General features: G+C 72.9%; 15 protein-coding genes and 1 pseudogene. 8 read left to right on the forward strand and 8 right to left on the reverse strand.

Annotated elements, in window-relative coordinates; genetic code table 11:
• From ACRDSK_RS18615 to ACRDSK_RS18635, 5 genes and pseudogenes are all read left to right on the forward strand, one after another.
• Positions 1-227: pseudogene (locus tag ACRDSK_RS18615) on the forward strand (daunorubicin/doxorubicin resistance ABC transporter ATP-binding protein DrrA); the annotation flags it as partial.
• 122 nt (positions 228-349) lie between these two features.
• Positions 350-1,141: an ABC transporter permease gene (locus ACRDSK_RS18620; protein ID WP_431442339.1), complete on the forward strand. Its 792-nt coding sequence runs from the start codon at positions 350-352 to the stop codon at positions 1,139-1,141.
• A 59-nt stretch (positions 1,142-1,200) separates the two neighbouring features.
• Complete coding sequence (locus ACRDSK_RS18625) at positions 1,201-3,657, forward strand: DEAD/DEAH box helicase (RefSeq protein WP_431442361.1); 2,457 nt, start codon at positions 1,201-1,203, stop codon at positions 3,655-3,657.
• A complete protein-coding gene (locus ACRDSK_RS18630; RefSeq protein ID WP_431442340.1) occupies positions 3,654-4,484 on the forward strand; it encodes an SWIM zinc finger family protein in 831 nt (276 codons plus the stop codon). Before ACRDSK_RS18625 ends, ACRDSK_RS18630 begins: the two co-directional genes overlap by 4 nt.
• Positions 4,485-4,817: 333 nt before the next feature.
• Positions 4,818-5,030 (forward strand): hypothetical protein, encoded by a 213-nt coding sequence (locus tag ACRDSK_RS18635; protein WP_431442341.1) that lies wholly within the window; start codon positions 4,818-4,820, stop codon positions 5,028-5,030.
• 65 nt (positions 5,031-5,095) lie between these two features.
• Here the strand turns inward: ACRDSK_RS18635 and ACRDSK_RS18640 are convergent, their stop codons facing one another.
• The 5 genes from ACRDSK_RS18640 to ACRDSK_RS18660 form a co-directional block, all read right to left on the reverse strand.
• Positions 5,096-6,112, reverse strand: coding sequence for an MBL fold metallo-hydrolase (locus ACRDSK_RS18640; RefSeq protein ID WP_431442343.1), 1,017 nt, complete (start codon positions 6,110-6,112; stop codon positions 5,096-5,098).
• 96 nt (positions 6,113-6,208) lie between these two features.
• Entirely contained in the window at positions 6,209-7,423 is a 1,215-nt protein-coding gene (gene fdhA, locus ACRDSK_RS18645) for a formaldehyde dehydrogenase, glutathione-independent (protein WP_431442345.1), read from the reverse strand.
• A gap of 99 nt (positions 7,424-7,522) precedes the next feature.
• Positions 7,523-8,134: a response regulator gene (locus ACRDSK_RS18650; RefSeq protein ID WP_431442347.1), complete on the reverse strand. Its 612-nt coding sequence runs from the start codon at positions 8,132-8,134 to the stop codon at positions 7,523-7,525.
• Positions 8,127-9,323: a histidine kinase gene (locus ACRDSK_RS18655; protein WP_431442349.1), complete on the reverse strand. Its 1,197-nt coding sequence runs from the start codon at positions 9,321-9,323 to the stop codon at positions 8,127-8,129. Before ACRDSK_RS18655 ends, ACRDSK_RS18650 begins: the two co-directional genes overlap by 8 nt.
• A complete protein-coding gene (locus tag ACRDSK_RS18660) occupies positions 9,310-10,470 on the reverse strand; it encodes an iron-containing alcohol dehydrogenase (RefSeq protein ID WP_431442351.1) in 1,161 nt (386 codons plus the stop codon). The genes ACRDSK_RS18655 and ACRDSK_RS18660 overlap by 14 nt, the downstream gene beginning before the upstream one ends.
• 137 nt (positions 10,471-10,607) lie before the next feature.
• On the opposite strand from ACRDSK_RS18660, the gene ACRDSK_RS18665 reads away from it, so the two are divergent.
• Positions 10,608-11,846: a glycoside hydrolase family 18 protein gene (locus tag ACRDSK_RS18665; protein ID WP_431442352.1), complete on the forward strand. Its 1,239-nt coding sequence runs from the start codon at positions 10,608-10,610 to the stop codon at positions 11,844-11,846.
• On the opposite strand, the gene ACRDSK_RS18670 is transcribed toward ACRDSK_RS18665, so the two are convergent.
• The 3 genes from ACRDSK_RS18670 to ACRDSK_RS18680 are packed head-to-tail and all read right to left on the reverse strand — an operon-like array spanning position 11,847 to position 14,710.
• Complete coding sequence (locus tag ACRDSK_RS18670; protein WP_431442354.1) at positions 11,847-12,656, reverse strand: ABC transporter ATP-binding protein; 810 nt, start codon at positions 12,654-12,656, stop codon at positions 11,847-11,849.
• Entirely contained in the window at positions 12,653-13,687 is a 1,035-nt protein-coding gene (locus ACRDSK_RS18675; protein WP_431442356.1) for a FecCD family ABC transporter permease, read from the reverse strand. The genes ACRDSK_RS18670 and ACRDSK_RS18675 overlap by 4 nt, the downstream gene beginning before the upstream one ends.
• A complete protein-coding gene (locus tag ACRDSK_RS18680) occupies positions 13,688-14,710 on the reverse strand; it encodes a FecCD family ABC transporter permease (protein WP_431442357.1) in 1,023 nt (340 codons plus the stop codon).
• A gap of 101 nt (positions 14,711-14,811) precedes the next feature.
• Here ACRDSK_RS18680 and ACRDSK_RS18685 point away from each other — a divergent pair, with 101 nt between their 5' ends.
• Together ACRDSK_RS18685 and ACRDSK_RS18690 are read left to right on the forward strand one after the other, a co-directional pair.
• Positions 14,812-15,822: an iron-siderophore ABC transporter substrate-binding protein gene (locus ACRDSK_RS18685; protein ID WP_431442359.1), complete on the forward strand. Its 1,011-nt coding sequence runs from the start codon at positions 14,812-14,814 to the stop codon at positions 15,820-15,822.
• A gap of 37 nt (positions 15,823-15,859) precedes the next feature.
• The coding region (locus tag ACRDSK_RS18690) for an amino acid adenylation domain-containing protein (protein ID WP_431442360.1) at positions 15,860-21,741 on the forward strand (5,882 nt) is incomplete at its 3' end.

The following is a 21,741-nucleotide window of genomic DNA, read 5'->3' on the forward strand; positions in this document are numbered from 1 at the left end:
TCGCCCGGGTGACCGGCGCCGACACCGAGACCGACACCGACGCCCGCCGGGTCGGCGCCCCGGTGGCCGACCGCGTGAGCGCGCTGACCGAGACGGCCCGCGCGCTGCAGGAGGCAGGCGTCGCGGTGGAGGACATCGCCCTGCGCCGGCCGACCCTCGACGAGGTGTTCCTCCACCTGACCGGCAACCGCACGGCGGACAAGACCGAGACGGAGGTGCCCGCATGACCTCGCGCCAACCGGACCTGAGGGGACCGGGACGCAACCCAGCCACAAGTACGCGCCAGACCGGACCGCACCAGCTCGAGGCGACCAACAGGGTTAATTCCGGGGAGGCGGGACTGGCCCGCGTGACCACGCTTCGCTGGGCCGTTGCGGACGGCTGGACCGTCACTCGCCGCGACCTGCTGCACTGGGTCCGCCAGCCGGCGCCGGTGATCGTCGGCCTGCTGTTCCCCGTCCTGCTCGTGCTCATGTTCGGCTACCTGTTCGGCGGCGCGATGGCCGTGCCAGGCGGCGGGGACTACAAGGAGTTCCTGCTGCCCGGCATGTTCGCCATGACGATGGCCTTCGGGCTCGAGGCGACCATGATCGCGGTCAGCACCGACATCCAGCGCGGTGTCACCGACCGCTTCCGGTCCATGCCGATGGCGCCGTCGGCCGTCGTGGTCGGCCGCTGCGGAGCCGACCTGCTCAACTCCGCCGCCGCGCTCGCCGTGATGATCGTCTGCGGCCTGTTCGTCGGCTGGCAGGCGCACAACGGGCCGGGCGCCACGCTGGCCGCGCTCGGGCTGCTGCTCCTGCTGCGGTTCGCGTTGCTGTGGATGGGCATCTACCTCGGCCTGGTCGTGCGCAACCCCGAGGCGGTCATGGCCATACAGATCCTCGTCTGGCCGGTCGGCTTCCTCGCGAACACGTTCGTCGCGCCCGGCACGATGCCCGGCTGGCTGGGCACGATCGCGGAGTGGAACCCGTTGTCCTCCACGGTGGCCGCGACACGCGAGCTGTTCGGCAACCCGGGTTGGGGCGGCGACTCGTGGATCGCCCAGCACGCGATCCTGATGGCGGTGGTCTGGCCGCTGTTGCTCGTGGCGATCTTCTTCCCGCTGTCCGTGCGCCGCTACCGGAGGCTGAGCCGTTGACCGAGCCCGACGAGACGTGGACGCCGGCGGACCCGCCCCGCGAGGGGCGGTTCGCCGGCGTGCCCGTCGCCGAGGCGCTGCCGGCACTGCTCGGCCGCGACTCGTTCTGGTCGGCCGCCGCCCACGAGGCCCTGCACCTCGTGGCGCGCGGCCGGCTGCGGCCGGCGGTCACCGAGGCGGGCCACGACGCCTGGCGGGTCGGCCCGCTCGAACCGTCCGATGTGGACCGACTGCGCCGGCTGGCGGGTGACCGGGTGGCACACGTCCGCACGTTCCTCGACGCCGTCGCCGACGTCCTCGCCCGCGAGCCGGACGGGCCCGCCTTCGTCGGCATGGCGGTGCGGCGGGTGCCCGAACTTCGCGAGTGGGCCGGCAACCTGTCGCGGGAGACCCGGGTGTCGCTGCGGCTGGAGGTGCCCGGCGAGGACTTCGACTGGGACGTCGACACCGGCTCCTTCACCGCCGTCGTGCAGGTACACCAGGACACCGCGATCCTCGACGCGGCCCAGCTGTGGGCCGGCACCGGGATCGACGCCGGGCTCGACGAGCGCGCCCGGCTCGACGCGATGGTCGCCGTCCGCCGCGCCGCCCAGGCCTGGCCGCCGCTCGCCCGCCTGCTCGACCTCGCCGTGCCGGACCGCGTCGAGCTCGGCGACGACGAGGTACTCGATCTGCTCGGCCCGGGCGGCGACGCGCTGCGCGAAGCAGGCGTCGAGGTGCACTGGCCGCGGGAGCTGGCCCGCGACGTCACGGCCCAGGCGACCGTGCCGAGCGGCGTGGAGTCGTCCGGCACGTTCGGCACCGAGGCCCTGTTCGACTTCCGCTGGCAGCTGGCCGTCGGCGGCGAGGCGCTCACCGGCGAGGAGATGGACCGACTCGCCGAGGCGCACCGCCCGGTCGTGCGGCTGCGCGACCGGTGGACGCTCGTCGAGCCGGACCTGGCCCGCCGGGCGCGCGAGCGGATCCTCAAGCCGCTCACCGCGATCGACGCGCTCGGTGCCGCGCTGACCGGTACGGCGCACGTCGACGGCGAGTGGGTCCCGGTCGTGCCGAGCCCGCCGCTGGAGCGGCTGCGGGAGCGGGTCGAGGCGGACTCACCGGTCCAACAGCCGGCCGCGCTCGCCGCCACGCTGCGCGACTACCAGCTGCGCGGCCTGCGCTGGCTCGCCCGGATGACCGACCTGGGCCTCGGCGGCTGCCTCGCCGACGACATGGGACTGGGCAAGACGATCACGCTGATCGCCCTGCACCTGCACCGTGGCTCGACGAACCGGCCCGGCCCGACGCTCGTCGTCTGCCCGGCCTCGCTGCTCGGCAACTGGGAGCGCGAGATCCACCGGTTCACGCCCGGCACGCCGGTCACCCGGTTCCACGGCACCGAGCGGGATCTCGCCACCGAAGGGTTCGTGCTGACGACGTACGGCACGATGCGCGTCGACGCCGAGCGGCTGGGCCGCGAGCACTGGGACCTGCTGGTCGCCGACGAGGCCCAGCACGTGAAGAACCCGCGCTCGGAGACCGCGAAGGCGCTGCGCCGGATCCCCGCGACCGCCCGCGTCGCACTCACCGGCACGCCCGTGGAGAACAACCTGACCGACATGTGGGCGATCCTCGACTGGACGACGCCCGGTCTGCTCGGCTCGCTCGACACGTTCCGTTCGCGGTGGGCGCGGCCGGTCGAGGCGGGCGGGAACGCCGAGCGGCTGTCCCGCCTGGTGCGCCCGTTCCTGTTGCGGCGCCGCAAGAGCGACCCCGGCATCGCGCCCGAGCTGCCGCCGAAGACCGAGACCGACCAGCCGGTGTCGCTGACCCGCGAGCAGGCCGGGCTCTACGAGGCCGCGGTGCGCGAGACGATGGCCGAGATCCGGGAGGCCACCGGCATGCGGCGGCGCGGACTCGTGCTGAAGCTGCTCACCGGTCTCAAGCAGATCTGCAACCACCCCGCGCAGTTCCTCGGCGAGCCCGGCCCGCTCGCCGGCCGGTCGGGCAAGCTCGAGCTGCTCGACGAGCTCGTCGACACCATCCGCGCGGAGGGCGGCGGCGTGCTCGTGTTCACCCAGTACGTCGCGATGGCCCGGCTGCTGGAGAGCCACCTCGGCGGCCGCGGCGTACCGACCCTGCTGCTGCACGGCGGCACCCCGGTCGGCCGGCGGACCGAGCTCGTCGAGCGGTTCCAGGGCGGCGACCCGCCGCCGGTGTTCCTGTTGTCGCTCAAGGCGGCCGGCACCGGCCTCAACCTCACCCGCGCCGACCACGTCGTGCACTACGACCGCTGGTGGAATCCGGCCGTGGAGGCGCAGGCGACGGACCGGGCGCACCGGATCGGCCAGGACCGGCCGGTCCAGGTGCACCGGCTCATCGCGGAGGGCACGGTGGAGGACCGGATCGCCGGCCTGCTCGCGGCCAAGCAGGACCTCGCCGAGGCGGTGTTGGGCAGCCGCGACGACCTCGCCGAGCTGACCGAGCTGTCGGACGCCGAGCTCGCCGAGCTCGTGGCCCTGCGGGAGGAAACGTGAGCGGAGCTTGCGGAGCGAACCATCAAGCACAGGGCGAGGCGTTGGGCTTCCCCGCGTTCCCGGCGAGCAAGCGCCGGCCCGGGCGGTTCGCCCGCACCTGGTGGGGCCAGGCCTGGCTGCAGGCGATGACCGACACCTCGCTCGACCCGGAGCCGCTCAAGCGCGGCCGGCGCTTCGCCTACGCCGGGCGGGTCGGGCCGATCACGGTCAGCCCCGGCCGGCTCGCCGCGCAGGTGTACGGATCCGACGGCGAGATCCACGACACCGCCGTGCTCGTCGACCGGCTGTCCGAGCGGCAGTGGCGCCGGTTCCTCGACGAGGTCGCCGCCAAGGCCGGGCACCTCGCCGCGTTGCTGGACGGGGACGTGCCGCGCGAGCTGGTGGCCGCCGCCACGGACGTCGATGTGCCGCTGCTGCCCGGCATCGGCGACCTGCAGCCCGAATGCGACTGTCCTGATTACTCACTGCCCTGCGTCCACGCGGCCGCCCTGTGTTTCCAGGCCGCCTGGCTGATCGACGCCGACCCGTTCGTCCTGCTCCTGCTGCGCGGCCGCGGCCGGCGGGAGGTGACCGGGGACCTGCGGGCAAGCACACCGGCGACGCCGGTGTCAAGCCCCGCCGAGGCGACCGGACCGCCGCCGCCCCGCGAGCCGCCGAGCGGTCCGGCTCCGCCGCTGACGGTTCCGCCGGCGCCGGGAGTCGACCCGGAGGCGCTCGCCGCGGCCGCCGAGCGCGCCGCCGAGCGGGCCCGGGACCTGCTGCTCCGCGATCGATCGGGTGCGGAGAGTAAGATTACGGCGATGCTCGGTCGGCTGTTGCGGGAGTGAGCTCGGCACTGCTGGTGACCGGTCGAATCCCCACGGTGCTCGTGCGCAATTCCGGGAACACTGGGAAAAATCGTGAATCGCGTTTGCAAAACGGGTCTTCACCTGGTAGGTGCCCGGTCCAGCGACCGCGACACGCGACCATCCAGACCTTCGCAGGCTGGTGTGTCCCACGGGCCGGGTGCCAGGATTCGAGGTGGCCGGGTTCCCCCGGCGGGCCGTGCCAAACGAATCCCCCGAATCCTTCCGTCTGGCACGGATCGCGATGACTCGGCGATGACGCTGCCGCGTGGCGCGCGCCGGCGCGGTCGGCCGAGCGATGGAGAAAGGTTCCGCATGACCTGGGCACGACACGCCAGCCCGACCATTGAGCAAGGCCGCTTCGCCGAGGCACGGGCGAGCGAGAAGATCCACTACGCGGTACAGAACCGCAAGGCAGCGCGCACCGTCGCGATCCACTCCGCCGACGCGCAGGACTGCATCAACCTGCTCGCCATGCTCGGACTGGACTCGCTCGACGACGCCGCCGTCAAGTCCGCAAAGGACTGACTGCTCGAGGCCGGAACCCCGACGCTCGCCTTGGCCGGCGAGCGCGGGTCCGGCCAACTCTCTTCTCAGCCCACCGAATACTCGGCCACGCCGTCCACAGTGGATGATCGAAGCTCGCCGCGGACGACGAGGACCTCCAGGTGTGCGGCGGTCTCCCCGGTCGCGAGGGTCTGGTTGAACAGGTCGAGCTCGTCGAAGCGGCGGTGGCGACGGGTCCAGCCCAGCCGCCGCGCGGCCTCGTAGGCGGTGCCGGCACCGTCGCGGACCGCGTCGAGCGTCGCGGCGAGCCGATCGTCGTGGTGGGCCAGCAGCTCGTCGACCCTGACGTGCACGCTCGGCGCGACCGGGCCGTGCGCCGGCAGCAGCCGCAGGTCCGGGTACGAGCGCACGAGCCGCAGGCTGTCCAGGTAGTCGCCGAGCGGCAGCTTCGCGGGCTCGGGCTCGAACCCGATCGACGGCGTGATGTGCGGCAGCACGTGGTCGCCGGCGAACAGCACGCCCGCCTGCTCGTCAACGAACACGACGTGGCCCTGGGTGTGCCCGGGCGTGGGCAGCGCGACCAGCGTGCGGTCGCCGAGGTCGATCTTGGTGGTGCCGTCGAGCCACTCGTCGGGCGGCTCGTAGTACTTGCGGCCCTCGTTCTCGTCCCGCGCACCGTACTCGTCGCGCCATCGCTCGATGAGCCGCAGCGCGCCCCACCGGATCATCTCGGTGAGCTTCGCGGTGCCCTGGCCGGCCAGCACCCGGTCCATCGACGGCTGCTCGCCGATGCCGAGCGCGATCTTCGCGCCGAACGTGCGGCGCAGCGCGACGGCCATGGTGAAGTGGTCGCGGTGCATGTGGGTGACCAGGAACCGCTGGATGTCGCCGAAGTCGTGGCCGAGCGTGCCGAGCGCCTGCTCGAGCTGGTCGCGGGCCACGTCGAGGGCCCAGCCCGAGTCGATGAGCACGAGGCCGTCGGCGCTCTGCACGGCGTAGACGTTCACCGCGCGCAGACCGTCGGTCGGCAGCGGCAGCGGGATGCGGTGCACACCGGGCGCCACCTCGAACGCACCCGGTTCGGTCCAGGCGTCCTTCGACATGAACCAGACGTTACGTCTTCGGGCGACGGTCTCCCGAGTTCCCTTGCTCACACCAGGACGCCCCCCGCCGTGGCGAGGGGCGCTCCGAGGTCCGGGTCAGGCTGGGACCATGTTGTGGGGATCGATCACGTACTTCCTTGCCGCGCCGCGGTCGAAGTCCTGGTAGCCCGTCGGGGCCTCGTCCAGCTTGATCTTCGTGGCGTTGACCGCCTTCGCGATCTGCGCCTGGCCGCTCAGGATCAGGTTCATCAGCTGCCGGTTGTACCGCTTCACCGGGCACTGACCGGTGGTGAGCTGGTGCGACTTCGCCCAGCCCAGGCCGATCCGCACGCCGAGCTGGCCGACCTTGGCGTTCTCGTCGACACCGCCCGGGTCCCCGGTCACGTACAGGCCCGGGATGCCGATCGACCCGCCCGCGCGGGCGATCGTCATCACGTCGTTCAGCACGGTCGCCGGCTGCTCGCCCGCGCCGCGGCCGTGGCCGCGCGCCTCGAACCCGACCGCGTCCACCGCCGCGTCGACCACCGGCTCGCCGACGACCTGCTCGATCATCTCGGCCAGCTCGCTGTCCTGGGTCAGGTCGACGGTCTCGCAGCCGAAGCTGCGCGCCTGCTCGAGCCGCTCGGGGATGAGGTCGCCGACGACCACGACGGCCGCGCCGAGCAGCTGGGCGGCGTGCGCGGCGGCGAGGCCGACCGGTCCCGCGCCGGCCACGTACACGGTCGAGCCGGTGGTCACGCCCGCCGTGTAGGCGCCGTGGTAGCCGGTGGGGAAGATGTCCGACAGCATCGTGAGGTCGAGGATCTTCTCCAGCGCCTGCTCCCGGTCGGGGAACTTGAGCAGGTTGAAGTCGGCGTAGGGCACCATCACGTACTCGGCCTGGCCGCCGACCCAGCCGCCCATGTCGACGTAGCCGTAGGCCGCGCCCGGGCGCGCCGGGTTCACGTTGAGGCAGATGCCGGTCTTGCCCTCGTTGCACATCCGGCACCGCCCGCAGGCGATGTTGAACGGCACCGAGCAGATGTCGCCGATCTGGTGGAACAGCACGTCGTCACCGGTCTCGACGATCTCGCCGGTGATCTCGTGGCCGAGGGTCTGGCCGACCGGCGCGGTGGTGCGGCCGCGGACCATGTGCTGGTCGCTGCCGCAGATGTTGGTGGTGACGATCCGTAGAATGGCTGCGTGCGGCGCCTGCTTCGCCACCCCGAGCCCCCGGACGACCTCCTCGGGCAGTTCGAGCTTCGGGTAGTCGATGCCTTCGACGGACACCTCGCCCGGCCCCTGGTAGACGACTACGCGGTTTCCTGTCATGTCGTTCACTTCCCTTCCCGCACAACGAAACTACGAGCCGAGACGAGCGCGACGTAACTGCCCGGGCGGGCAGCCCGCACCTACCCGAACGGTCAGGTACTACAGGATCCCGAGCCTGGTGGCGGCGTAGACGACCTCCGTGCGGTGGTGGACCGACAGCTTGCGCATGATGCCGCGCACGTGGAACTTCACCGTGCTGTCGCTGATTAGGGCGGCGCGGCCGATCTCCCGGTTGGTCAGCCCGCGGGCGAGCAGCCGGACGATCTCCAGCTCACGCGGGGTCAGCCGCGGCGCACCGTCCTGTTCGGACTGCGAGTGAACCATGAGGGAGCCGCCGCGGACGGCGCGGATGATCTTCAGCAGGTCGTCCACGTCGACGTCCTTGAGGACGTAGCCCTTGGCACCGCGGCGAAGCGCGTCGAGCACCAGGGTCTGGTCGTGGAAGGTCGTCAGCACGATCACGCCCACCCGCGGGTGCCGGGCGACGATCTCCTCGCACAGCTCCAGGCCCGTCGCCGGGCCCGCGGCGCTCAGCTTCAGGTCCAGCAGCACCACGTCCGGCCCCGTCGCGGCGATCGCCGCCAGCGCCTCGGCCGGCCGCGCCGCGTGCCCGACGACCGAGATGTCGCTCTCCAGCTCCAGGATCGACCGCAGGCCCTCCCGCACGATCGTGTGGTCGTCGACGATGACCACCCGGATGCCGTCAGCCATCCCCGACGTCCTCCACAGTCACCGGCACCGTGACCCGCACCCGGATCCCGCCGTCGCGGCGGGGCAGCACCCGCGCGACGCCGCGCAGCTCCCGGGCGCGCTCGCGGATGTTGACCAGCCCGCCGGGCGCGACCGCGCGGGTCAGCCGGCGCTGGATCGCGGCTGGGTCGCCGGTCCCGTCGTCGGCGACGGTCAGCACCACCGAAACCGGGTGGTACACCAGCGAGACCCAGATCCCGCGGGCGGCGGCGTGCCGGACCGCGTTGAACATCGCCTCCTGCGCGATGTGGAACAGCGCGTGCTGGGTCGCGAGCGGCAACGCGGCCGGCTCCCCGCACACCCGCAGCCGCACCCGCAGCGGCGTGATCGCCCGGAACTCGCGGGCCAGGTCGAGCAGCACGCCGCGCATGCCGCTGCGCTGAGTGTCCAGTTCGGACAGCTCGAAGATCGCCGCGCGCATCTGGGTGAGCGCCGAGCGGGCGAGCTCCTTGGTCACCGCCACCTGGCGGCCGACCGCCGGGGAGGGTTCCTGCTTGCGGCACCACTCCAGGTTCATCCCGATGCTGATCAGGTGCTGGGCCACGCTGTCGTGCAGCTCGCGCGCGATCCGGTGGCGCTCCTGGCTGAGCAGCTGCCGCTGCCCCGCCTCGCCCAGCCGGCGGTGGGCGACCTCGAGCTGGCGGTTGCGCTCCTCCAGCTCCCGGGTGCGCTGGTGGGCCTCCTCGTAGAGGCAGGCGTTCTCCAGCGCCACCGCGAGCTGGTTGGCCACGATCTGCAGGATGGGGACGTCGCTCTCGTCGGCCTCGTCGCGCAGCGCCACGAGCAGCGTGCCGGCCTGGGGCACCGGCACCCCGACCATGCCGGGCAGCGCGACCGGCGCGCCCTCGGCACACGTGCGGTGACGCAGCCCGGCGAAGCCGTCGGGCGCCGCGCCCCGGCGGAACTCCCGGCGCGCCACCAGGGTCAGCGACACCGCCGGCGCGCCGAAGTGCCTCGCGAGCGCGCCGACGACCGCGTCGCACAGGGCGTCCGGGCCGCTGGTGGTGGTGCACAGCGCGGCGGAGATGGCCCGCAGCGCCTCCACGGCCCGGTCCAGCCCGTGGCTGGTGCGCCGCCACTCCGCGTAGAAGGACGGCTTGGACGACCGCACCCCGGTGAGCCGCTCGAGCCATGGGTCAGAGTGCGGCAAGGCAGAGCTGTTCGACATCTTCCTTGCTCACCGCCCTCGGGTTGGTCGTGAGGTAGGCGTCGTGCAGGGCGTTCTCGGCGAACCGGCCGAGGTGCTCGCGACGCACGCCGACCTGGGCGAGGCCCGCCGGGATGCCGACCTTCTCGCGCAGCCGCTGCACCACGGCGATCGCCGCGTCGGCGGCCTCGGCCGGCGTGAGGCGGGCGGTCTCCACGCCGAGTGCGGCGGCCACGCCGACGAAGCGCTCCGGGTCGGTGGCCGCGTTGAAGCGCATCACGTGCGGCAGCAGGATGGCGTTGAGCAGCCCGTGCGGCACGTCAAGGTAGCCGCCGATCTGGTGCGCGATCGCGTGCGTGGCGCCGAGCAGCGCGTTGGTGAACGCGATCCCCGCCTGCAGGCTCGCCCGGGCGATGCCCTCGCGGGCGCGCAGGTCGGCCGGGTCGTCGAGGGTCGCCAGCAGGTGGTCAAGGACGCCGCGAACCGCGGCGAGCGCGTGGCCGTCGGACAGGAAGCTCGCCGCCTTGGACACGTACGCCTCGATGCCGTGGCTCAGCGCGTCGAGCGCGGTGTGCGCGGACAGCTCGGGCGACATCGTGGTGAGCAGCCTCGGGTCGGTGACCGAGATGTCCGGCACCAGCGCGCGGCTCGCGATCGTGGCCTTGAGCCGGCGGCGGGTGTCGGTGACGACGCAGAACTGGGATACGTCCGCGCCGGAGCCGCCGGTGCTCGGGACCATCACCATCGGCGGGATCGGCCTGGCGACGGTGTCGATGCCCTCGTAGTCGAGGATGCTGCCGGCGTTGCCGGACAGCACCGCGATCGCCTTGGCCGCGTCGATCGGGCTGCCGCCGCCGATCGCCACGAGCACGTCGCTGCCGCTCTCCCGGTAGGCATCGAAGCCGGCCTCGATCTCGTGGTCCTTGGGGTTCGGGGTCACGTCCGACCAGATCCGCCAGGACAGCCCGGCCGCCTTCAGATGCGGCGCGGCCCGGTCGACCCAGCCCGCGGCGAGCACGCCCGGGTCGGTGACGACGAGTGCGCGGGAGCCGCCGGCGCGCCGGACCGCGTCGCCGACCTCGGCGAGGCTGCCGACGCCGAAGATGGTCTCCGGGATGAGGAACTTCTCCAGCTTGCCCCGCGGTTCCATCGCGCCACCTCGCCGACCAGCGTAATCGGGGCACCGACTTTGGCCAGTTGGTACAGACCTCTTGACGCAACGTGGTCTAGACCACATAGTTGTCGTGTATCTCCGTTTGGCTAACCCTGCACCCATCTAGGAGAACCATGTCCGGCAATCGATGGCGCCTGCCGGTGCTCGTGGCCGCCGTGGCCACGGCGATCGGCCTGGTGGCCGTACCCGCCGAAGGCGCTGAGACCGATTCGAGCCCCGCCGTGTCGGTGGCGGCGGGGAACATCAACCTCGGCTACTTCGTCAACTGGGGCGTCTACCAGCGCAACTACCACGTCAAGAACATCCAGACGAGCGGGTCGGCCGACAAGCTGACCCACATCAACTACGCGTTCGGCAACGTGACCAACGGCCAGTGCGCGCTCGGCGACTCCTACGCCGACTACGACAAGTTCTACGACGCCGGGGCCAGTGTGGACGGTACGCCGGACACCTGGGACGCCGGCGCGCTGCGCGGCAACTTCAACCAGCTGCGCAAGCTCAAGGCCATGCACCCCGGGCTGAAGGTCCTGTTCTCCTTCGGCGGTTGGACCTGGTCGGGCGGCTTCGGCCAGGCGGCGCAGAACGCCGCCGCGTTCGCCGAGTCCTGCCACCGGCTGGTCGAGGACCCGCGCTGGGCGGACGTCTTCGACGGCATCGACATCGACTGGGAGTACCCCAACGCCTGCGGTCTGACCTGCGACAACAGCGGGCCGGCGGCGTTCGGCAACCTGATGGGCGCGCTGCGGTCGAGGTTCGGCTCCGACTACCTGGTCACCGCGGCGATCACCGCGGACGGCTCGGACGGCGGCAAGATCGACGCGACCGACTACGGCGGCGCCTCGCAGCACCTCGACTGGTACAACGTGATGTCCTACGACTACTTCGGCGCGTTCGACGCGGACGGTCCCACGGCCCCGCACTCGCCGCTGACGTCGTACGAGGGCATCCCGGCGGCGGGCTTCAACTCGGACGCGGCGATCCAGAAGCTGAAGTCGAAGGGCGTCCCGTCGTCGAAGCTCCTGCTGGGCATCGGGTTCTACGGGCGCGGCTGGACCGGCGTGACGCAGGCGGCGCCCGGTGGCTCGGCCTCCGGCGCGGCGCCGGGCACGTACGAGCCGGGCATCGAGGACTACAAGGTGATCAAGGACCGCTGCCCGTCGAACGGCACCGTGGCCGGCACGGCGTACGCACACTGCGGCAACCAGTGGTGGAGCTACGACACCCCGTCGACGATCGGCGGCAAGATGAGCTACGCCGGCCAGCAGGGCCTGGGCGGCGCGTTCTTCTGGGAACTGTCCGGCGACACGACGAACGGCGAGCTGATCACGGCCATGGACAACGGCCTGAACTGATCACGAGCCGACTGCCTCCGTGCTGTGGTGGCGGCCGATCGGGACTACGAGCGGGGTTCCGCTCACCGGGTCGGCCGTCACCTGGCAGCGGAGGTCGAAGACGTCCTCGACCGTGGCCGGGGTGATCACCTCGGCGGGTGCGCCCTGGGTGACGATCTCGCCGGCCTTCATCGCGATCACGTGGTCGGCGTAGCGGCACGCCTGGTTCAGGTCGTGCAGCACCATCACCACCGTCCGGTCCTCGCGGCGGTTCAGGTCCACCACCAGGTCCAGCACGTCGATCTGGTGCGCCAGGTCCAGGAACGTCGTCGGCTCGTCGAGCAGCAGCACCGGCGTCTCCTGCGCGATCGCCATCGCGATCCACGCGCGCTGTCGCTGCCCGCCGGAGAGCTCGTCCACCGGGCGGTCGGCCAGCTCGGACAACGACGTGGCCGCCAACGCCGACCGCACCGCCGCCTCGTCCGCCGCCGACCACTGGCGCCACCAGCTCTGGTGCGGCGACCGGCCCCGGGTCACCAGGTCGATCACGGTCAGGCCCTCCGGGGCGACCGGCGCCTGCGGCAGGATCCCCAGCTGCCGCGCGACGGAACGGGTCGGCAGCGAGTGCACCGACCGGCCGTCGAGCAGCACCGAGCCGGCCCGCGGGGTCAGCAGCCGGGCCAGCGCACGCAGCAGCGTCGACTTCCCGCAAGCGTTCGCGCCGACGATGACGCTGATCCGGCCGGGCGGTACCAGCAGCGACAGGTCCGGCACCACCACCCGGTCGTCGTAGGCGAGCCGCAGCCCCTCGGCACGAAGCTCCACAGTCATCCTCCCGAACCGGCCCGGTTGGCCCTGGCCAGCAGCCAGAGCAGGAAAGGCGCGCCCAGCACCCCGGTGACCACACCGACGGGCAACGGGAACGACCGCGCGACCAGGTCACTGCCGAGCACGATCACCGCCCCGGCGCACGCGGACGCGACCAGCGGCGGGGCCGGCACCCCGGCGAGCCGGCGCGCGATCTGCGGCGCCGTCAACGCCACGAACGCCACCGGCCCCGCGGCCGCCGTGCCGAACGCCACCAGCCCGACCGCGACGAGCAGCAGCACGAGCCGCGCCAGCTGGACCGGCGTGCCCAGTCCGACCGCCACCTCGTCGCCGAGCTGCAGCGTCCGCAGCCAGCCGCTCAGCACCACCGCCATCGGCACCAGCACGGCGAGCGAGATCACCAGCGGCGCGGCGTGGCTCCACGTCACGTTGGTCAGGTTGCCGACCATCCACCCGACGACCTGCTGCGCCTCGTGCAGCTTCGCCCGCGCCAGCAGATAACCCGTGGCGCTCGTGCACATCCACGACACCCCGATGCCGACGAGGATGATCCGGTACCCGGTGGTCCCCCGCTTCCAGGCCAGCAGATAGATCGCGAGCGCGGACAGCACGCCGCCGGCCAGGCCCAGCGTCTGCGTGCCCAGTCCGGCGCCGAAGCCCAGCACGATCCCGCCGACCACGGCCACGGTCGAGCCGGCGGAGATGCCGATGATGTCCGGCGACGCCAACGGGTTGCGGGTGATCGTCTGGAACAGCGCCCCGGACATGCCGAACGCGACCCCGACGAGCAGCCCGGTGAGCGCGCGGGGCATCCGCCAGTCGTAGACGACGACCTGGTCGTAGTAGTCGCCCCGGCTCACCAGTGCGGCGAGCACCTGGCCGACCCCGAGCGGGTAGTCGCCGACCGTCATCCCCAGACAGAACAGGAAGAACGCGAGTATCCCCAGCACCACGCACACGGCGAGCAGCCGCGGGCGCACCACGCCGGACACCGGCGGGACGGACAGGCGGTAGCGCACGGCGGTCACGGCCATCTACAGCTCCGCCAGCCGGCGCCGGCGCACCAGCGCGATGAAGAACGGCGCCCCGAGGAAGGCCACGACGATGCCGACCTCGGTCTCTCCCGGCCTCGCGATCAGCCGCCCCACGATGTCCGCCGCCAGCAACATGACCGGCGCGAGCAGCATCGAGAACGGCAGCAGCCACCGGTTGTCCGGCCCGGTGATCGCCCGCGCCACGTGCGGCACCACCAGCCCCACGAACACGATCGGCCCGACGACCGCCACCGCCGCACCGGTCAGCAGCGTGATCGCCGCCGCCCCCTGCAGCCGAACCAGCCCGACCCGCCGGCCGAGCGCGGCCGCCACGTCGTCGCCCAGCGCCATGCTGTTCAGCGCCGGCGCCGACGCGAGCGCCAGCACCACCCCGGCGAGCACGAACGGCAGCACCCGCAGCACCACGCCCTCGTCCTGGCCCGCGAGCGAACCGGCGGCCCAGAACCGGTAGCGGTTCAACGCATCCGGGTCGATCAGGGAGATGCCGCTCGTCAACGACGTCAGCAGCGCGGTGACCGCGACCCCGGCGAGCGCGAGCTTCACCGGCGTGGCGCCGCCTCGCCCGGCGCTGCCCAGCAGGTACACCACGACGCTCGCGACGAGCGCGCCGCCGAAGGCGAACCCGATCAGGCCGTACAGCGAGGCGACCCCGGCGAAGGCGACCCCGACCACGATGGCGAACGCCGCACCCGCGCTGATCCCCAGCAAACCGGGGTCCCCCAAGGGGTTGCGGGTCAGCGCCTGCATCACCGCGCCCGCGAGTCCCAGCGAGACGCCGACCAGCAGGGCGAGCAGGGTGCGCGACAGCCGCGCGCCCCAGACCAGCGACTCGACGTCCGGCGCGCCATGCCCGACCAGGGCAGGCAGCAGGTCGCCGGGCGGCACGGGGCGCGTGCCCAGCGCCAGCGACAGCACGCACAGCACCAACAACACGCCTGCCGAGACGAGAAGCAGCGTCGCGCGGCGGGAAACCGCGGTCGGCCGCGTCCGGGTCTCGATCACCTGAGTCACGATACCTGCACCAACTTAGGGTAGGGATACCTCACCTCGCCCGGTTGTGTTAGGTTCGCCTAACTTAACGAACCCTGTCGATAGAGGAGCCCATGTCTCTCGCGCGGCGCCCGCTGGCCACGATCCTCTCCTTACTCGCAGCACTGGCCCTCGCCGGTTGCGGCGTTTCCGAGCAGCCGTCGGGCGAGCAGGACGCCGGTGCCGAGAAGACCGGGGCCTCGGCGTTCCCGGTGTCGGTCGAGCACAAGTACGGCACGACCGAGATCCCGAAGGAGCCGAAGCGGGTCGTCACGCTCGGGCTCTCCGACCAGGACGCGGTGCTCGCGCTCGGCGTCAAGCCGGTCGGCGCGGTCGACTGGTTCAAGGAGCGCCCGTACGGCCTGTGGCCGTGGACGAAGGACCTGTGGGGCAAGGAGACTCCGGAGATCGTCGGCGAGCGCGACGACTTCGACAAGGAGAAGGTGCTGAACCTCAAGCCGGACCTGATCCTCGCGCTCTACTCGGGGATGACCGAGGAGCAGTACGGCGAGCTGTCGAAGATCGCGCCGACCGTCGGGCAGCCCAAGGACTTCCCCGACTACGGCGCGCCGTGGCAGGACATGACGCGGCTGGCCGGCGAGGCGCTGGGCAAGGCGGACGAGGTCGACAAGCTGATCTCCGGCATCGACGACCAGTTCGCGAAGGTGCGCGAGGAGCACAAGGACTGGCAGGGCAAGTCGGTCGCGGTCGTCGACCCGTTCCAGCCGGGCAAGTACGCGGTGTTCCAGAAGACGGACCCGAAGGCCGTCTTCATGACCGAGATGGGCTACACCGTGCCGGACGCGATCAACGAGGCGGCCGGGGAGAACAACGCGGCGGAGATCTCCGCCGAGCGCGCGGACCTGATCGACACCGACCTGTTGCTGTTCCTGACCGCAGACCCGTCCGCCGAGCAGCGGGTGCAGGCCGACCCGGTCTACAAGGGACTCGCCGCCGCCCGCGAGGGCCGCGCGATGTTCGTGCCGTACGCGCAGCCGCCAATCGGCGCCGCCCTGTCGTTCAACACCGTGCTGAGCATCCCCTACGCGCTCGACGAGTTCGTGCCGCTGCTCGACAAGTCCTAGCCACCGAGGACGACACCGAGGACACCGGGGGTCGGGGATGAGTACTGCTCTGCCGCTCACCGGCGCGCAGGCCGGGGTCTGGTACGCCCAGCAGGTCGAGCCCGACGGCACGGCCTTCAACGTCGCGACGTACCTGGACATCCGCGGGCCGATCGACATCGAGCGGCTGGCGGCGGCGATCGCGGGCACCCTGTGGGATGCCGAGTGCCTGCACGTGCGCGTCGAGGACGGCCCGGACGGGCCGATCCAGGTCGTGGTGCCGCCCGAGCAGGTCACCGTGCCGGTGCTGGACTTCCGCACCGAACCGGACCCGGCCGCCGCCGCGCTCGCGTGGTCGCACGCGGACCGCGCGCGACCGATGGACCTCGCGCGAGGCGCGCTGTTCGGCCACGCGCTGCTGCGGGTCGCCGACGACCGGGTGTGGTGGTACCAGCGCTACCACCACATCGTCATCGACGGCATCAGCGTCGCCCTGCTGGTCGAGGTCGCCGCCGAGCGGTACGGGGGCGCGGGCGAGCCAACGCTGGCCTGGCCGCTCTCGCGGCTCACCGATGCGGACGAGGCGTACCGGGCCGGCGCGCGCCACGGCGTGGACCGGGCGTACTGGCTCGAACGGCTGGCCGGGGCGCCCGAGCCGGCCCGGCTGCTGGAGCCGGCGAGCGAGCAGCCCACCCGACTCGTCCGTCGCAAGTCCACTGTGGATGGTCGGGTGCTGCGCGCGTTCGCGGACCGGACGGGCCTACGGCCCTCCCGGGTGCTGATCGCCGCGGCGGCCGGCTACGTGCAGCGGGTCACCGGGGCGCCCGAGGTCGTGCTCGGGCTGCCGGTGACCGGCCGCACCACCGCCGCGCAGCGGTCCGTGCCGGGGATGATGTCGAACGTCCTGCCGCTGCGCCTCGCCCGGCGCGAGACCGCGACCGAGCTGCTCGCCGCGGTCGGCACCGAGGTGCGCGAGGTCGTGGCGCACAGCCGGTTCCGCGCCGAGGAGCTGGCGCGAGAGCTGGGTGAGGCGGGCGGCGTCGCGGGGTTGACCGGGCCGACCGTGAACATCATCGGCTTCACGCCCGACCTGGTCTTCGGCGAGGCGACCGCGACGTTGCAGGACATGTGGCCCGGTCCGGTGTCCGACCTGACGATCACCGCGATCGAGCAGCCGGGCGGGGACTTCGTGGTGGAGATCGACGCGGACGCCGCCGTGTGCGGGCCGGAGGAGCTCGCGACGCACGAAGCCGGCCTGTTCGCGATGCTCGACGCGATCCTCGCGAACCCGGACGTGCGGCTGTCCGACGTCGAGCTGGTGCCGGACACATCGCGGATGCTGGCGCTCGGCAGCGCGCCGCGGGAGACCGAGGACGTCACCTGGCCGGCGGTGTTCGAGCGGCAGGCGCGCCGCACGCCGGACGCCGTGGCGCTGGTGTGCGAGGACGTCTCGCTGACCTACGCGGAGCTGAACGCGGCGGCGAACCGGTTGGCACGCCTGCTGATCGCCCGGGGCGTGGTTCCCGAGGACGTCGTCGGGGTGGCGCTGCCCCGGTCTACCGACCTGGTCGTGGCGCTGCTCGCGGTGCTGAAGGCGGGCGCGGCCTACCTGCCGCTGGACCCCGACCATCCGGCGGAGCGGCGGGCCGCGCTCGTGGCCGACGCGGGCGCGCGGCTGGTGCTGACCCCGGGCGAGCTCTCCGCCACCGGGCCCGACGAGTCCGATGTGGACGTCACGGTGCCGCTGCAGGGGGCGGCATACGTGATCTACACGTCGGGCTCGTCGGGGCGGCCCAAGGGCGTGGTCGTCCCCCACGACGGTGTCGGCAGCCTCATCGCGACGGCGGTGGACCGGCTCGGCGTCGACGCGTCGAGCCGGGTGGCGCAGTTCGCGTCGGTCGGCTTCGACGTGGCCGTGTGGGACCTGTGCATGGCGCTGGGCACCGGCGCGCGGGTGGTGCTCGTGCCGGAGCACCGGCGGGTCGCGGGACCCGAGCTGACCGACTACCTCGCCGAGCACGGCGTGACGCACATGATCCTGCCGCCGTCGCTGGTGGCCGCGCTGCCACCGGAGTGCCGGCTGCCCGAGGGCGGCGTGCTGGTGGTCGGCACGGAGGCGGTGCCCGCGGAGCTCGTGGCGCGCTGGTCGCCGACGATGCGCGTGGTGGTCGCGTACGGACTGACCGAGGCGACGGTGAACTCCACGCTGTGGCTCGCCGAAACCGGCTGGACGGGCCCGGTGCCGATCGGCGGGCCGGACCCGAACACGCGGCTGTACGTGCTGGACACGGCCCTGCGGCCGGCTGGCGTCGGGGTGGTCGGCGAGCTGTATGTCGGCGGCCGCGGCCTCGCGCGCGGGTACGCGGGCCGGCCGGGTCTCACGGCGACGCGGTTCGTGGCCGATCCCTTCGCCGGGCCCGGCTCGCGGATGTACCGCACGGGCGACCGGGTGCGCTGGCGGGCGGAGTCAATGCTCGACCCTGCAAGCAGGTCTTCGGTCGGCAGCCTCGAGTTCCTCGGACGGTCGGACAGTCAGGTGAAGATCCGCGGGCACCGGGTCGAGCCGGGCGAGGTGGAGAGCGCGCTGCTGCGCCACCCCGGCGTCGGGCAGGCGGCGGTGGTCGCGCGGCCGGACCAGCGCGGCGGTGCCCGGCTGGTGGCCTACGTCGTCGGTACTGCCGTGGGCGAGGCCGGCGGGCTCCTGGATCATCTCCGCGCGGAGCTGCCGGACTACCTCGTGCCGTCGGCGATCGTGCCGGTCAAGGGCCAACTGCCGTTGACACCCAACGGAAAGCTGGACGTCCGCGCGCTGCCCGAGCCGGACTGGGCCGGCCTCGCCGGCGACGCGGCGCCGACCACCGAGGTCGAGCGGGTGCTCGCCACGGCGTTCGCGGAGGTGCTCGGCCTGCCGGCGGTGGGCGTGCACGACAGCTTCTTCGCCCTGGGCGGCGACAGCATCGTCGCGATCCAGCTGGTGAGCCGGGCTCGCGCGGCGGGGCTCGCTATCACGCCGCGCGAGGTGTTCCGGCAGCGCACGGTGGCCGCGCTGGCCGCGACCGCCCGCCACCTGGACACCGTCGCCCGGCCCGCGGACGACAACACGGACGACGGCACCGGGACCGTGCCGACCACTCCGATCATCGGCTGGCTGCGCGACCTCGACGCACCGGTCGACTCGTACTTCCAGTCGCTGCTGCTGGACGTCCCGGACGCGAGTCGGCTCGCCGACTCGCTGCGGCGCCTGGTCGACCACCACGCGCTGCTGCGGGCCCGGCTGACTCCGGAGTGGACACTCGAGGTGCCGCTGCCCGGTCCGGTCGATCTGCTCGACGAGGCGGGCCCCGGCGCGGAAGTGGCGGTCTGGGAGCAGCGCGCCGCGGCCCGGCTCGACCCGGCGCACGGGCGGATGCTGCGCGCGGTGTGGTTCCCGGCGGAGCGCAAGCTGCTGCTCGTCGCGCACCACCTGGTGGTCGACGGCGTGTCGTGGCGGATCCTCGCCGAGGACCTCGCCGCGTTGCTCGCGGGTGGCGAGCCGGCTCCCGTCCGTACGTCGTTTCGGACCTGGGCCGAGGGCCTGCGGGCCCTCGACCGGACCGGTGAGCTGCCGTTCTGGCGCGACCAGACCGTCGCCGTCCGTCCACTCGGGACGCGACGGCTCGCGCGGACCGACACCGCGGCCACCGCCCGCACGCACACCGTCTCGTTGCCGCCGGACGTGACCGAGCCGCTGCTGACCACGGTGCCCGCCGCGTTCCACGGCTCGGTCAACGACGTGCTGCTCGCCGCCCTCGCGCTGGCGGTCACCCGCTGGCGCGGCGGCGACGAGGTCCTCGTCGACCTGGAGGGCCACGGGCGCGAGGAGCACCTGGCGCCGGGCGCCGACCTGTCGCGCACGGTCGGCTGGTTCACCACCACGTTCCCGGTCCGGCTCGACCCCGGCCCCGGCGACCCGGCCACCGCGGTCAAGCGGGTCAAGGAGCGGCTCGCGGCCGTGCCGGACAACGGGATCGGTCACGGGCTCGTCCGCGACCGGCTGTCCGGGCCGGCACCGGAGCTGCTGTTCAACTACCTCGGCCGGTTCGCGGGCGAGGAGCTGCGCGGCGGGGCCGACCCGGCGATGCCGCTGGGTCACCTGCTGGAGATCAACGCGCTCGTCCGGGACGGCGCGTTCACGGCCACGCTCACCTGGCCGGCGGGCGCGCTCGACGACGCCGACGTCGACCGGTTCGCCTCGCTCTGGCAGGCGGCGCTCACCGAGGTGTCCCGTGTGGACGGTGGTGGGCACACGCCGTCCGACTTCCCGCTGGTGGTGCTCGACCAGGCGCAGGTGGACGAGCTGGGCCAGGAGGTGGCCGACGTGCTGCCCGCCTCGCCGCTGCAGGAGGGCTTCTACTTCCACGCCCAGGTCGAGGACGTCTACGTCGTGCAGCAGACGGTCGAGCTGCGCGGCGAGGTCGACGCGGCGGCGCTGCGCCGGGCCGCGCAGGCGGTGCTGGACCGGCACGCCCCGCTGCGCGCGTCGTTCCGGCAGCTGCCCGACGGCCGCCTCCTCCAGGTGATCGCCGACGAGGTCGAGGTCGGCTGGCGGGAGGCCACCGGCGACCCCGAGCGAACCGCGGCGCAGGAGCGCGCGGCCGGGTTCGACCTGGCGCGGCCCCCGATGCTGCGAGTGGCGCTGGTTCGCGCCAGCTCGAACACGGCCGGACGGACCTGGATGGTGTTGACGCTGCACCACATCGCGACGGACGGCTGGTCCGCGCCGCTGCTGATCCACGAGCTGCTCGCGCACTACACGCCGACCGGACCGGCGCCACGGCTCGCGCCGGTCACGCCGTACCGCCGCTACCACGAGTGGCTCGCCGGCCGCGACCACGACGCCGCCGAGGCCGCCTGGCGGGCCGCACTGTCCGATGTGGATGAACCGACGCTGCTGGCCGGTACGACACCGACGGCCGCCACGCCCGCCTCGATGACAGTCGAGGTGCCGGCCGAGGGGCTGGTCGCCGCGGCCCGCGCGCACGACCTGACGCTGAACACCGTCGTCCAAGGCGCTTGGGGGCTGGTGCTGGGCCGGCTCACCGGCCGCGAGGACGTCGTCTTCGGCACGACCGTGTCCGGCCGCTCGTCCGAAGTGGACGGTGTGGACGCGATGATCGGCCTGTTCGCGAACACGCTGCCGGTGCGGATGCGCTGGCGCCCCGACCAGCCGGCCGCGGCGGCCTTGTCTGCCCTGCAGGCAGAGCAGTCCGAGCTGACCGACCATCACCACGTCGGGCTGGCGCGGCTGCACCGCCTGGCCGGGCTGGGCGAGCTGTTCGACACGCTGCTGGTGTTCGAGAACTATCCGCTCGACGCGAAGCTCACCGACCCGGCCGGGACGATCGAGGTCGCCGGGGTGTCGGCGTACGGCGCGGGCCACTACCCGCTGGCGCTGATCGTGGTCCCCGGCGAGCGGCTGACGATCCACCTGGAGTACGACGCCGCCCGGCTGACCCGCGAGACGGTCGCCCGGATCGGCGCGAACCTGACCCACCTGCTCGCCGGGCTGGCGGCGGACCCGGGCCGGCCGGTGGCCCACCTCGACCTCGCCCCCGCACCGGCCGCGACCGGCCCGGCCCTCGACGTCCCGGCGGCGACGCTCACGGATCTCGTCGACGCCCAGGCCGCGCGGACGCCGGACTCCTTGGCAGTGCTCGGAGACGAGTCACTCACCTACCGCGAGCTGGTCGAGTGGTCCGCGGCCGTGGCGAACCGGGTGAGCGGCGACGTGGTGGCCGTGGAGATCTCACGGTCGGTCGAGCTGGTGGTGGCGCTGCTCGGCGTGCTGCGCTCGGGCGCCGCCTACCTGCCCGTCGACCCCGGCTACCCCGCCGATCGCCGCGACTTCATGCGCACCGACTCGGGTGCGGCCACGACGCTGACCGCCGCCGACGTCCGGGC

Source organism: Actinophytocola sp. (assembly GCF_050699915.1).
Lineage (GTDB): Bacteria > Actinomycetota > Actinomycetes > Mycobacteriales > Pseudonocardiaceae > Actinophytocola.

Bases quoted from the DNA above. Each gene is read 5' to 3' on its own strand.
- ACRDSK_RS18635 (WP_431442341.1), top strand. From the start codon at position 4,818: ATGACCTGGGCACGACACGCCAGCCCGACCATTGAGCAAGGCCGCTTC.
- ACRDSK_RS18640 (WP_431442343.1), bottom strand. From the start codon at position 6,112: ATGTCGAAGGACGCCTGGACCGAACCGGGTGCGTTCGAGGTGGCGCCC.
- fdhA (WP_431442345.1), bottom strand. From the start codon at position 7,423: ATGACAGGAAACCGCGTAGTCGTCTACCAGGGGCCGGGCGAGGTGTCC.
- ACRDSK_RS18650 (WP_431442347.1), bottom strand. From the start codon at position 8,134: ATGGCTGACGGCATCCGGGTGGTCATCGTCGACGACCACACGATCGTG.
- ACRDSK_RS18660 (WP_431442351.1), bottom strand. From the start codon at position 10,470: ATGGAACCGCGGGGCAAGCTGGAGAAGTTCCTCATCCCGGAGACCATC.
- ACRDSK_RS18665 (WP_431442352.1), top strand. From the start codon at position 10,608: ATGTCCGGCAATCGATGGCGCCTGCCGGTGCTCGTGGCCGCCGTGGCC.
- ACRDSK_RS18670 (WP_431442354.1), bottom strand. From the start codon at position 12,656: ATGACTGTGGAGCTTCGTGCCGAGGGGCTGCGGCTCGCCTACGACGAC.
- ACRDSK_RS18675 (WP_431442356.1), bottom strand. From the start codon at position 13,687: ATGGCCGTGACCGCCGTGCGCTACCGCCTGTCCGTCCCGCCGGTGTCC.
- ACRDSK_RS18685 (WP_431442359.1), top strand. From the start codon at position 14,812: ATGTCTCTCGCGCGGCGCCCGCTGGCCACGATCCTCTCCTTACTCGCA.